The 11,901-nt window shown below is 55.3% G+C and carries 11 protein-coding genes, 1 tRNA gene and 1 rRNA gene; 7 read left to right on the forward strand and 6 right to left on the reverse strand.

Annotated elements, in window-relative coordinates:
- Positions 1 to 36: 36 nt before the first annotated feature.
- On the reverse strand, positions 37 to 1,680 hold the full coding sequence (gene groL / locus ACMWL8_RS23135) for a chaperonin GroEL (RefSeq protein WP_023310114.1): 1,644 nt from the start codon (positions 1,678 to 1,680) through the stop codon (positions 37 to 39).
- A 31-nt stretch (positions 1,681 to 1,711) separates the two neighbouring features.
- Positions 1,712 to 2,005, reverse strand: coding sequence for a co-chaperone GroES (locus tag ACMWL8_RS23140; protein WP_003855929.1), 294 nt, complete (start codon positions 2,003 to 2,005; stop codon positions 1,712 to 1,714).
- Positions 2,006 to 2,183: 178 nt separating this feature from the next.
- Here ACMWL8_RS23140 and yjeH point away from each other — a divergent pair, with 178 nt between their 5' ends.
- Positions 2,184 to 3,422 carry an L-methionine/branched-chain amino acid transporter gene (gene yjeH / locus ACMWL8_RS23145; RefSeq protein ID WP_045261287.1) on the forward strand — a complete coding sequence of 413 codons (1,239 nt, stop codon included), beginning with the start codon at positions 2,184 to 2,186 and terminating at the stop codon, positions 3,420 to 3,422.
- 31 nt (positions 3,423 to 3,453) lie between these two features.
- Here the strand turns inward: yjeH and ACMWL8_RS23150 are convergent, their stop codons facing one another.
- A complete protein-coding gene (locus ACMWL8_RS23150; protein ID WP_028015228.1) occupies positions 3,454 to 3,918 on the reverse strand; it encodes an FxsA family protein in 465 nt (154 codons plus the stop codon).
- A gap of 335 nt (positions 3,919 to 4,253) precedes the next feature.
- Between ACMWL8_RS23150 and aspA the strand changes: the two genes are divergently transcribed.
- From aspA to ACMWL8_RS23175, 5 genes are all read left to right on the forward strand, one after another.
- Entirely contained in the window at positions 4,254 to 5,690 is a 1,437-nt protein-coding gene (aspA, locus tag ACMWL8_RS23155) for an aspartate ammonia-lyase (RefSeq protein ID WP_003855923.1), read from the forward strand.
- A 116-nt stretch (positions 5,691 to 5,806) separates the two neighbouring features.
- Entirely contained in the window at positions 5,807 to 7,108 is a 1,302-nt protein-coding gene (locus tag ACMWL8_RS23160) for an anaerobic C4-dicarboxylate transporter (RefSeq protein WP_008502949.1), read from the forward strand.
- 113 nt (positions 7,109 to 7,221) lie between these two features.
- Complete coding sequence (cutA, locus tag ACMWL8_RS23165) at positions 7,222 to 7,545, forward strand: divalent cation tolerance protein CutA (RefSeq protein ID WP_028015227.1); 324 nt, start codon at positions 7,222 to 7,224, stop codon at positions 7,543 to 7,545.
- Positions 7,521 to 9,224, forward strand: coding sequence for a protein-disulfide reductase DsbD (locus ACMWL8_RS23170; protein ID WP_045261288.1), 1,704 nt, complete (start codon positions 7,521 to 7,523; stop codon positions 9,222 to 9,224). The genes cutA and ACMWL8_RS23170 overlap by 25 nt, the downstream gene beginning before the upstream one ends.
- A 49-nt stretch (positions 9,225 to 9,273) precedes the next feature.
- Entirely contained in the window at positions 9,274 to 9,849 is a 576-nt protein-coding gene (locus ACMWL8_RS23175) for a transcriptional regulator (protein ID WP_028015225.1), read from the forward strand.
- Here ACMWL8_RS23175 and ACMWL8_RS23180 read toward each other — a convergent pair.
- Together ACMWL8_RS23180 and ACMWL8_RS23185 are read right to left on the reverse strand one after the other, a co-directional pair.
- Positions 9,846 to 10,436, reverse strand: a complete 591-nt coding sequence (locus ACMWL8_RS23180) for a LysE family translocator (RefSeq protein WP_045261289.1) — start codon at positions 10,434 to 10,436, stop codon at positions 9,846 to 9,848. The genes ACMWL8_RS23175 and ACMWL8_RS23180 overlap by 4 nt on opposite strands.
- Before the next feature lie 37 nt (positions 10,437 to 10,473).
- Positions 10,474 to 11,319, reverse strand: coding sequence for an AraC family transcriptional regulator (locus ACMWL8_RS23185; RefSeq protein WP_041911503.1), 846 nt, complete (start codon positions 11,317 to 11,319; stop codon positions 10,474 to 10,476).
- 168 nt (positions 11,320 to 11,487) lie between these two features.
- Between ACMWL8_RS23185 and ACMWL8_RS23190 the strand changes: the two genes are divergently transcribed.
- A tRNA-Phe gene (locus ACMWL8_RS23190) sits at positions 11,488 to 11,563 on the forward strand.
- A gap of 242 nt (positions 11,564 to 11,805) precedes the next feature.
- On the opposite strand, the gene rrf is transcribed toward ACMWL8_RS23190, so the two are convergent.
- A 5S ribosomal RNA gene (gene rrf, locus ACMWL8_RS23195) occupies positions 11,806 to 11,901 on the reverse strand; the annotation flags it as partial.

The following is an 11,901-nucleotide window of genomic DNA, read 5'->3' on the forward strand; positions in this document are numbered from 1 at the left end:
TCCGGGGTTCGTTCTGAGAGGTTCAGAACGACATGATTACATCATGCCGCCCATTCCACCCATGCCGCCCATACCAGCAGCACCTAAGTCAGGCGCGTCGCCTTTTGGCAGGTCGGTTACCATGCACTCGGTCGTGATCATCAGGCCAGCTACAGATGCAGCGTACTGCAGAGCAGAACGGGTCACTTTAGTTGGGTCCAGGATACCGAAGTCGATCATGTTGCCGTATTCTTCAGTTGCCGCGTTGTAACCGTAGTTACCTTCACCCGCTTTCACGTTGTTCGCAACCACAGATGGCTCTTCACCGGCGTTGGACACGATCTGACGCAGAGGAGCTTCCATTGCGCGCAGCGCAACTTTGATACCCACGTTCTGGTCTTCGTTCTGAGCGGTCAGGCCAGCCAGCTTAGCGGCTACACGCACCAGCGCGACACCACCACCAGCAACTACGCCTTCTTCTACCGCAGCACGGGTCGCGTGCAGGGCATCGTCAACGCGTGCTTTCTTCTCTTTCATTTCAACTTCGGTCGCCGCACCAACTTTGATTACCGCAACGCCGCCAGCCAGTTTCGCTACGCGCTCCTGCAGTTTTTCACGGTCGTAATCGGAAGTGGCTTCTTCGATCTGCTTACGGATCTGACCAACACGGCCCTGAATAGCGGCTTCTTCACCCACACCGTCGATGATGGTGGTGGTGTCTTTGTTGATCACAACGCGTTTCGCCTGGCCCAGGTCTTCCAGGGTCGCTTTTTCCAGCTCCATACCGATCTCTTCGGAGATCACGGTACCACCGGTCAGGGTTGCGATATCCTGCAGCATTGCTTTACGGCGATCGCCGAAGCCAGGTGCTTTAACCGCAGCCACTTTCACGATGCCGCGCATGGTGTTAACCACCAGGGTCGCCAGCGCTTCGCCTTCAACATCTTCAGCGATGATAACCAGCGGCTTGCCTGCTTTCGCAACGGCTTCCAGCACTGGCAGCATTTCGCGGATGTTGGAGATTTTCTTGTCAGCCAGCAGGATGAACGGGCTTTCCAGCTCAACAGCGCCAGTTTCTGGCTTGTTGATGAAGTATGGGGACAGGTAACCGCGGTCGAACTGCATACCTTCAACCACGTCCAGTTCGTCTTCCAGACCGGTACCGTCTTCAACGGTGATCACGCCTTCTTTACCGACTTTATCCATCGCTTCAGCGATCAGTTTACCTACGGTTTCGTCGGAGTTAGCGGAGATAGTACCAACCTGAGCAATGGCTTTAGAGTCAGAGCACGGTACGGACAGCGCTTTCAGTTCTTCAACAGCGGATGCGACAGCTTTGTCGATACCACGTTTCAGATCCATTGGGTTCATGCCCGCAGCAACGGCTTTCAGGCCTTCAGTGATGATAGCCTGCGCCAGTACGGTCGCGGTGGTGGTACCGTCGCCTGCAGCGTCGTTCGCTTTAGAGGCAACTTCTTTCACCATCTGCGCGCCCATGTTTTCGAACTTGTCTTCCAGCTCGATTTCACGTGCAACGGAAACACCATCTTTGGTGATGGTTGGCGCGCCGAAGGATTTATCCAGCACTACGTTACGGCCTTTCGGGCCCAGGGTCACTTTAACTGCATCTGCCAGTACGTTTACGCCGCGGAGCATTTTTACACGAGCGTCGTTACCGAATTTTACGTCTTTAGCTGCCATGTTCTTATTTCCTCAAATTCTCGTGCGTAAATTACGCTTCAACAATTGCCAGAATGTCGCTCTCGGACATGATCAACACTTCTTCATTGTCGATCTTCTCGGATTTCACGCCGTAGCCATCGTTGAAAATTACGATGTCACCAACTTTAACGTCCAGCGGCTGCACAGTTCCGTTTTCCAGGATGCGGCCCTTACCGACAGCGATGATTTCGCCACGCGTTGATTTGGCTGCTGCAGAACCGGTCAGAACGATGCCGCCAGCAGACTTGGTTTCAACTTCTTTACGTTTGACGATCACACGATCATGTAACGGACGAATACTCATTGATAGCTCTCCTTTGAGAAAGTCATTATCAGTTATGGATGACGCCGGCCCGCATGCGGTTTTCCGACTAGTGCCCTGAGAGATGGGGATAGCTTTTTACCCCTTCAAGGGGGAATCGAAAAAAAATTTGCGAAAGTGTTACCATCCACTCTCTTTTGATGGTGGCAGGGCAAGGTAAATGAGTGGACTCAGGCAGGAGCTGGGGCTGGCGCAGGGCGTTGGCCTGCTTTCAACCTCCTTGTTAGGTACCGGCGTGTTTGCCGTACCGGCACTGGCGGCGCTGGTCGCCGGAAATAACAGTCTTTGGGCATGGCCGGTGCTGATCCTGCTGGTGTTCCCGGTGGCGATTGTGTTTGCCATACTCGGGCGGCACTTCCCCAGCGCGGGCGGCGTAGCGCATTTTGTCGGCATGGCGTTTGGTCCGCGCATGGAGCGTGTGACCGGCTGGCTGTTTTTGTCGGTAATACCCGTTGGCCTTCCGGCAGCCCTGCATATCGCCACCGGCTTTGGACAGGCGCTGTTTGGCTGGCACGACGAACAATTGCTGCTGGCTGAGCTGGGTACGCTGGCGATCGTCTGGTGGGTGGGCTCGCGCGGAGCCAGTTCAAGCGCGAATCTGCAAACGCTGGTTGCAGCGTTGATCGTCGTGCTGATCGTCGCCATCTGGTTTGCGGGTAACATTACCGTAGCGGATATCCCCTTCCCTGCGATAAACGATATCGACCATTCACAGCTTTTCGCTGCGTTATCCGTCATGTTCTGGTGTTTTGTTGGACTTGAAGCGTTCGCTCACCTGGCATCCGAGTTTAAACAGCCCGAGCGTGATTTTCCCCGCGCTCTGATGATTGGTTTACTGCTGGCGGGCACCGTATATTGGGCCTGTACCGTGCTGGTGCTGCACTTCAACGCGTTCGGCGAAGATAAAGCCGCCGCCGCATCGCTACCGGGTATCGTGGTTAAACTTTTCGGCGTGAAGGCGCTATGGGTGGCCTGTGTGATTGGCTATCTCGCCTGCTTTGCCAGCCTCAACATTTATATCCAGAGCTTCGCCCGTCTGGTGTGGTCACAGGCGGGCTACAAACCTGAGAGCCGCCTCGCGCGGCTGTCTAAACGTCAACTCCCGATGAATGCGCTGAATGCCGTGCTGGGCTGCTGCGTCCTGAGCTCGCTGGGTATTTATCTTCTCGACATCAACCTCGATGCTCTAATTATCTACGCCAACGGTATTTTCATCATGATCTACCTGCTGTGCATGCTGGCGGGCTGTCGTCTGCTGAAAGGTCGCTATAAAGCACTGGCGGTCGTCGGGGGCGTGCTGTGCCTGCTGTTATTGGCGATGGTGGGATGGAAGAGTGCGTACGCCATCGTCATGCTGGCGGGGCTGTGGGCGTTTTTACCGAAGCGGAAAAATCCGTAGGCCCGGTAAGCGAAGCCACCGGGCAAAAAAATTATCGATCGTCTTTGTGGTCTAAACGGTCGCGCTGTTCATCCTTGCGCTGATACTCCCCTTCGAAGGTATCGCCTGGCCCTGTGCTGAACCCGCCGCCCGGCATGCGGCTGAAGCGCAGGTGCGGCAGCAGCTTCATGGTCAGGTGCTTCTGCACCGGCGGCAACAGCAACAGCAGGCCGAGGAAGTCGGTGAAGAACCCCGGCAGGATCAGCAGCAGGCCAGCAATAATCAGCGACACGCTTTTGATCATCTCTTCTGCCGGGCTTTCGCCTGCGGCCATCTTCTGCTGCATTATCAGGAAATTTTTGAAACCCTGATTACGCACCAGCGACATGCCGATGACGGAGGTGAAGATCACCAGAATCAGCGTCAGCAGGACGCCCAGCACGTGAGCTACCTGAATGAAAATAGAAATCTCAATGTAAACATAGAGAAAGAAAGCAATAAACGGTATCCAGCGCACTGGCATCTCCTGTGTGGCAGGTGCCATCTGGCCCCTGTCTGAATGTGTTCGCGTCACGCGTCTGTAAGAGATGGAGACGGTTAGCCAAAATTCAATCGGTTTGCACGGATATTTTTTTTGGAAATATTAAAGCGGTGACACATTTCACAGATTAATAATTATCATGGAATCGGGTCGATAATAAGTGATCCAGCTTACGGCAATTCGCTATCATCAGCATATGATCTCGAACATCTGGCCGATTGAGGGAATAATCGTCGGTCAGAAAATATTCAAAACCACATATATGTTGTGTGTTTAGTACAATCCATCGGCAGCTTGAAAAGAAGGTTCACATGTTAAACAACATTCGTATCGAAGAAGACTTGTTGGGTACCAGGGAAGTTCCAGCGGATGCCTACTATGGTGTTCACACTCTGAGAGCGATTGAAAACTTCTACATCAGCAACAGCAAAATCAGCGATATCCCTGAGTTTGTCCGTGGCATGGTGATGGTGAAGAAAGCCGCAGCGCTGGCGAACAAAGAGCTGCAAACCATTCCTAAAAGCGCGGCAAATGCGATTATCGCTGCCTGCGATGAAGTGCTGAACAACGGCAAATGCATGGACCAGTTCCCGGTTGACGTCTATCAGGGCGGCGCGGGTACCTCCGTCAACATGAATACCAACGAAGTACTGGCAAACATCGGCCTTGAGCTGATGGGCCACCAGAAAGGTGAATACCAGTACCTCAACCCGAACGACCACGTTAACAAATGCCAGTCCACCAACGACGCCTACCCAACCGGCTTCCGCATCGCGGTGTATGCCTCCGTGGTCAAACTGGTCGACGCGATCAACCAACTGGGCGATGGCTTCCAGCGTAAGGCCGTTGAGTTCCAGGACATTCTGAAAATGGGCCGTACCCAGCTGCAGGACGCGGTGCCAATGACCCTCGGTCAGGAATTCCACGCGTTTAACGTGCTGCTTAACGAAGAGACCAAAAACCTGCTGCGCACCTCCGAGCTGCTGCTGGAAGTGAACCTGGGCGCCACCGCCATCGGTACGCGTCTGAACACCCCGGATGGCTATCAGCAGCTGGCGGTTCAGAAGCTGGCGGAAGTGTCTAACCTGCCGGTGGTGCCTGCGGAAGACCTGATTGAAGCCACATCCGACTGCGGTGCGTACGTAATGGTACACAGCGCCCTGAAACGTCTGGCGGTGAAACTGTCCAAAATCTGTAATGACCTGCGCCTGCTCTCCTCCGGCCCGCGCGCTGGCCTGAACGAAATCAACCTGCCAGAGTTGCAGGCGGGTTCTTCCATTATGCCAGCCAAAGTTAACCCGGTAGTGCCGGAAGTGGTGAACCAGGTTTGCTTCAAAGTCATCGGTAACGACACCACTGTGACCATGGCTTCCGAAGCCGGTCAGCTGCAGCTGAACGTGATGGAGCCGGTGATTGGCCAGGCGATGTTTGAATCCATTCACATCCTGACTAACGCCTGCTACAACCTGCTGGAAAAATGCATTAACGGCATCACCGCGAATAAAGAAGTCTGTGAAGGCTATGTTTATAACTCCATCGGGATCGTTACTTACCTCAACCCGTTCATCGGCCACCACAACGGTGACATCGTTGGTAAGATTTGCGCCGAAACCGGTAAGAGCGTGCGTGAAGTCGTGCTGGAGCGTGGACTGTTGACCGAAGCCGAGCTGGACGATATCTTCTCGGCCCAGAACCTGATGCATCCGGCATATAAAGCGAAACGATATACCGATGAAAGCGAACAGTAACAGTTCAGGCTAGGCTTCCGAAAGGCACGTCACTTGTGACGTGCCTTTTTTCTTTTTAGGCGTTACCTAAATACAACAATTCAATATCAACTTGTTAATAAGCAAGGCAGGTCTTTATGTTTGGAGCAGAACTCGTCATCGTCCTGTTGGCGATTTATTTGGGCGCGCGGCTCGGGGGTATCGGCATTGGTTTTGCCGGCGGTCTCGGGGTGCTCGTACTTACCCTTATCTTTCAGATTAAACCCGGCGCAATCCCTTTTGACGTTATCGAAATCATCATGGCGGTTATTGCCGCTATTGCGGCCATGCAGGTGGCGGGCGGTATGGACTACCTGGTGAGCCTGGCGGAGCGCATGCTGCGCCGCCATCCGAAATACATCACCTTCCTTGCCCCGCTGGTGACCTGGTTTATGACCATTCTCGCGGGAACCGGCCACACGGCGTTCTCCACGCTGCCGGTGATCACCGAGGTGGCAAAAGAACAGGGGATTCGCCCGTCTCGTCCACTTTCTATTGCCGTGGTGGCGTCGCAGATTGCGATCACCGCGTCGCCAATCTCAGCCGCCGTAGTCTTCTTCGCGGGTATCCTTGAGCCGATGGGCGTGAGCTACCTGACGCTGCTGGCGATCTGTATTCCGGTCACGCTGATTGCGGTGATGATTACCGCCGTGCTGTGTAACTTCCTGGGTGCCGAGCTGAAAGACGATCCGGTTTACCAGGAGCGTCTGGCAAAAGGTGAAGTGAGCCTGCGCGGTAGCCAGGTCTTCGAGCTGAAGCCGCACGCGAAACGCTCCGTGCTGCTGTTCCTGATCGGTATCGTCGCCGTGATGTTCTACGCGACCGCCATCAGCGACACCGTGGGGCTGATCCAGAACCCGGTGCTGCCGCGTAACGAAGCGATTGTGGTATTCATGCTGACCATCGCCACGCTGATTAGCATCACCTGTAAAATCGACACCAGCGAAGTGCTGAACGCCAGCACCTTCAAATCCGGTATGAGCGCCTGCGTGTGCGTACTGGGCGTGGCGTGGCTCGGTGACACCTTCGTGAAAGCACACATCAGCGACATCCAGACCGTTGCCGGCGACCTGCTGCACAACTACCCATGGCTGCTGGCGGTGGTACTGTTCTTTGCGGCGACGCTGCTTTACTCTCAGGCTGCCACCACCAAAGCGCTGATGCCTGCGGCACTGATGTTGGGCGTGACGCCGCTGACGGCGATTGCGTCTTTTGCGGCGGTTTCTGCGCTGTTCGTTCTGCCAACCTACCCAACCCTGCTGGCCGCGGTTGAGATGGACGATACCGGCTCAACCCGCATCGGTAAGTACGTGTTTAACCACGCGTTCCTGATCCCGGGCGTGGTGGCGATTACGCTTTGCGTCGTCCTCGGCTTTATCATCGGTGGCATTGTGCTGTAAACGGTTAGCCGTTGTAAAAATAGTTAAAATCGGGCCGCTCTGCGGCCCGTTTCATTAATGACCAATCGCATGGCGTGATATAGTGAAGACTTTCGTGATGAGGAGGTCGACTTGTGAACACGCCTGATGCTGTTGTCGTACTTTGTACCGCCCCTGATGAAGCCTCTGCCCAGGATCTCGCCGCCAAAGCGCTGGCCGAAAAACTGGCAGCCTGCGTCACGCTGCTCCCCGGCGCGACCTCCCTCTATTACTGGGAAGGCAAGCTGGAGCAGGAGTATGAAGTCCAGATGTTGCTCAAAACCAATCTGGCGAATCAGCAGGCGCTCCTTGACTGCCTCAAGTCTCATCATCCTTATCAAACCCCGGAACTGCTGGTGCTGCCAGTGGTCCACGGCGATAACGACTATCTCTCATGGCTCAACGCTTCTTTACGCTGATCCTGCTGCTGTGCAGCACGTCAGTATTTGCCGGGTTGTTTGACGCGCCCGGCCGTTCGAACTTTATTCCCGCCGACCAGGCGTTCATTTTCGACTTTCAGCAAAACCAGCACGATCTCAATCTGACCTGGCAGGTGAAAGAGGGTTACTACCTCTACCGCAAGCAGGTCAGCATCACGCCGGCAAAGGCTAACGTTGGCGCATTGCAGATGCCCGCTGGCGAATGGCATGAGGACGAGTTCTACGGTAAAAGTGAAATTTATCGCCAGCGCTTAAGCGTGCCCGTTACGGTGAATCAGGCGGATAAAGATGCCACGCTGACGGTTACGTATCAGGGCTGTGCCGACGCGGGCTTCTGCTACCCCCCTGAAACGAAGGTCGTTCCGCTTACTGAAGTTAAAGCGGCTGCCTCCCCTCTCCCCTCAGGCGAGAGGGACAGGGTGAGGGATGAAGGCGAAGCTGCTTCTGCTCTGCCGTTCTCAGCACTTTGGGCCTTACTGATTGGTATCGGCATTGCCTTTACCCCTTGTGTCCTGCCGATGTACCCGCTTATCTCCGGGATTGTTCTGGGCGGCAAACAGCGTCTTTCTACCGCCCGGGCGCTGCTCCTGGCCTTTATTTATGTGCAGGGCATGGCGCTCACCTATACCGCGCTCGGCCTCGTGGTCGCCGCGGCCGGACTGCAGTTCCAGGCAGCGCTTCAGCACCCTTACGTGCTAATCGGCCTGTCAGCCGTATTTATTCTGCTTGCGCTGTCGATGTTTGGCCTGTTCACGCTTCAGCTGCCCTCTTCGCTGCAAACCCGCTTAACGCTGATGAGCAATCGCCAGCAGGGTGGCTCTGCGGGCGGCGTGTTCGCAATGGGCGCCATCGCCGGGTTGATTTGTTCCCCCTGCACTACAGCACCGCTGAGCGCTATCCTGCTGTACATCGCCCAGAGCGGTAATATGTGGCTCGGCGGGGGTACGCTGTATCTTTACGCGCTGGGGATGGGCCTGCCGCTGATCCTGGTGACGGTGTTTGGCAACCGCCTGCTGCCGAAGAGCGGCCCGTGGATGGAGACGGTGAAAACCGCGTTCGGTTTTGTCATCCTGGCGCTCCCGGTGTTCCTGCTGGAGCGCATCATGGGTGACGCGTGGGGTTTGCGCCTGTGGGCCATGCTCGGCGTGGCGTTCTTCTCCTGGGCGTTTATCGTCAGCCTGGGGGCAAAAAAAGCGTGGATGCGTCTGGTGCAAATTCTCCTGCTCGCCGCCGCGTTGGTGAGCGTGCGCCCGCTTCAGGATTGGGCGTTCGGCTCGCCTGTGGGCCAGACGCAGGCACATTTAAACTTTATACACGTTAAGAACGTCGATGAGCTCAACAGCGCGCTGGCGCAGGCAAAAGGCAAACCGGTGATGCTCGACCTCTATGCCGACTGGTGTGTTGCCTGCAAAGAGTTTGAAAAATACACCTTTAGCGATCCTCAGGTGCAAAATGCCCTGAAAGAGACGGTACTCCTTCAGGCAAACGTCACAGCCAACAATGCGCAGGATAAGGCCCTGCTTAAACACCTTACCGTACTTGGGCTGCCAACCATTCTGTTCTTCAATGAGCAGGGGGAAGAGCTGCCAGAACAGCGTGTAACCGGGTTTATGGACGCACCGGCATTCAGCGCGCATTTGCGCAATCGCCAACCGTAAACAACACTTTAGACGGGACATACCGTTGGGAATAGCGGAGGAGATAACCGTGCAACGCGAAGACGTACTGGGACAAGCCCTGCAACTACTTGAGATTCAAGGGATCGCCAGCACCACGCTTGAGATGGTAGCCGACCGTATCGATTACCCTCTGGATGAGCTTAAGCGCTTCTGGCCGGATAAAGAGGCGCTGCTTTATGATGCCCTACGCTATCTTAGCCAGCAGGTGGATATCTGGCGCAGGCAGCTAATGTTGAATGAAGAGCTGACCGCCGAGCAAAAACTGTTAGCGCGCTACACCGCCCTGACAGAGTGCGTCAGCAACAATCGTTATCCAGGCTGCCTGTTTATTGCTGCCTGTACGTTTTATCCCGATCCTGGCCATCCAATACACCAGCTGGCGGATCAGCAAAAACGTGCGGCGCATGACTTCACCCACGAACTGCTGACAACGCTTGAAGTGGATGACCCGGCAATGGTCGCTAAGCAGATGGAGCTCGTACTGGAGGGTTGCCTGAGCCGCATGCTGGTGAACCGTAGCCAGGCCGATGTGGATACGGCGCACCGCCTGGCGGAAGACATTCTGCGCTTTGCCCAGTGTCGTATGGGCGGGGCGTTAACCTAGACCAGCATGCCCGCCCAGGCGGAGACGAGCAGACATAGCGCCATCAGGCGCTGAAACCGCACCATCGCTACGGTGGTGCGAAACACCCGGTTTACCGCCTTCCCCAGCCACGCCCAGCACATCAGGCACATCACAGAAATCAGTAAGAACCATAGCGCCATCAGCGCAATATCTCTTAACGGATGAATGCTCGCGGGAGCAAAAAGACTCACTACTGCCAGCGCCATCATCCACGTTTTCGGATTCACCATCTGCAGCAGCGCTGCGGCTTGCGCGGTGAAGCGATGAGGCGTCTTCTCAGAAAGATTCGCCGCAGGCGCCCGATACAGTTGCCAGCTCATCCAGGTTAGCCACAGCACGCCCGCCCAACTCATTGCCTGGCGTATCAGAGGAAACTGACGCAGCACCTCCCCGGCGCCGGCACCCGATATCAGCACAATCAGACTCGCCGTAATACATCCCCCCAAAATGGCGGGAATGGTATTTTTCACACCAAAGTGCTGGCTGTTAGTGAGAACGAGGATATTCGTCGGGCCGGGCGTTATCGACGCGACAAAGGCAAACAGCAGATAAGGCATCAGACTCACAGATGGCTCCTTTTTTATTAGAGCCATTACTGTGCCGCTATTTTCTGGAAACGTCTGGAAGGTTTGTGCACAACCGGCGGTAGTGGGCAGGGGAAATGCGGTATGCACGCTGGAACCAGCGTCCCAGATGGCTTTGGTCGGCAAAACCGAGCGCTGTAGCCACATTAACAGGCTGTTCGCCGTGCGCCAGCAGCTGTCGCGCCTTTGCCAGACGCAGCTGAATAAGCCAGGCGTGCGGTGCCAGGTTGAACTCGCGCTTAAAGCAGCGCGTCAGCGTAAAGCGATCCGTGCCCGTCTCGCGCGCAAGGTCTGACAACCCCACGTTCTCGCCGATATGCGCATAAAGATAGTCGCGTGCGCGGTGCGCCACGGCAGCGCTCTGTAGCTGCGACGGGAGTTTCTTACGCCAGTGGCAATGGGAGGTGATCTGAGAGAGCAGCTTATCCATTGTACTCTGCTGAACAATTTTCATCTCATCGCTATGCAACGCGTTAAATGTCTCGCCGATAGAACGGACCAGCTGAGGTTCTCGCGTTAGCGTTTGAGCAAAGTGAAGCGAGTAGCGATCCGGCGTGGCCTCATATAATCCCCGGAGGGTACGCGTCAGCCACTGCTCGTCAAGATAGAAGGTGAGATAGGTAAAGCCTCCTTCCACAGGCGCGTCGCCATCGTGAATTTCACCCGGCTCCAGTAAGAACGCATCACCAGGATGGCTGCGGTGGCGTTCGCGACGACAGTGGAACTGCTGGGTGCCTGAAAGGGTAATCCCGACCAGATAACTATCGTGCCAGTGGGGATCGAAGGCATGGCCTTCGAAGTGCGCTTTAATCGTTTCAATGCCGGTATCCGCATGCTGACGGAGCTCAAGCCAGTCGTTTGCCATACTGCCCTCCTGTTGTCATCAGCATTGCCGCACGGCCCGGTATTGTCTGGAAGATTTGTGCATTTTCACGGTGAAAACGTACAGATTGCCGCAAACTTAAGCAGTTGAACAGCTTTTCCTGAAATAATGTTGACGATAAGGCGCGATTGCGGTTTAATGCGCTCCGTTGCCCGGATAGCTCAGTCGGTAGAGCAGGGGATTGAAAATCCCCGTGTCCTTGGTTCGATTCCGAGTCCGGGCACCACTATTTAAAGAACCCAGCCTATGGCTGGGTTTTTGCTTTTCTGCGTTTATCAAAACCTTACATTATTTATACCCCTGTATCTCTTCCCGGTAAGATCGTGCGGTTAGCATTTCCCGGTGGCGCTGCGCTTACCGGGCCTGCAAAACCTGTAGGCCGGATAAGGCGAAGCCGCCACCCGGTATTTTCCGGCGCACAAAGCAAAAAACCCCGCACCTTACGGTACGGGGTTCTTCTTAATTGATGCCTGGCAGTTCCCTACTCTCACATGGGGAGACCCCACACTACCATCGGCGCTACGGCGTTTCACTTCTGAGTTCGGCATGGGGTCAGGTGGGACC

This window comes from Enterobacter sp. 04-C-12-SI-ECC (assembly GCF_047530715.1).
GTDB lineage: Bacteria > Pseudomonadota > Gammaproteobacteria > Enterobacterales > Enterobacteriaceae > Enterobacter > Enterobacter bugandensis.

What these genes read in the sequence shown, in the direction of transcription:
- ACMWL8_RS23160 (WP_008502949.1), top strand. Translation starts at nt 5,807, where the DNA reads ATGTTTGGAGCAGAACTCGTCATCGTCCTGTTGGCGATTTATTTGGGC.
- ACMWL8_RS23140 (WP_003855929.1), bottom strand. Translation starts at nt 2,005, where the DNA reads ATGAGTATTCGTCCGTTACATGATCGTGTGATCGTCAAACGTAAAGAA.
- yjeH (WP_045261287.1), top strand. Translation starts at nt 2,184, where the DNA reads ATGAGTGGACTCAGGCAGGAGCTGGGGCTGGCGCAGGGCGTTGGCCTG.
- groL (WP_023310114.1), bottom strand. Translation starts at nt 1,680, where the DNA reads ATGGCAGCTAAAGACGTAAAATTCGGTAACGACGCTCGTGTAAAAATG.
- aspA (WP_003855923.1), top strand. Translation starts at nt 4,254, where the DNA reads ATGTTAAACAACATTCGTATCGAAGAAGACTTGTTGGGTACCAGGGAA.
- ACMWL8_RS23170 (WP_045261288.1), top strand. Translation starts at nt 7,521, where the DNA reads ATGGCTCAACGCTTCTTTACGCTGATCCTGCTGCTGTGCAGCACGTCA.
- ACMWL8_RS23185 (WP_041911503.1), bottom strand. Translation starts at nt 11,319, where the DNA reads ATGGCAAACGACTGGCTTGAGCTCCGTCAGCATGCGGATACCGGCATT.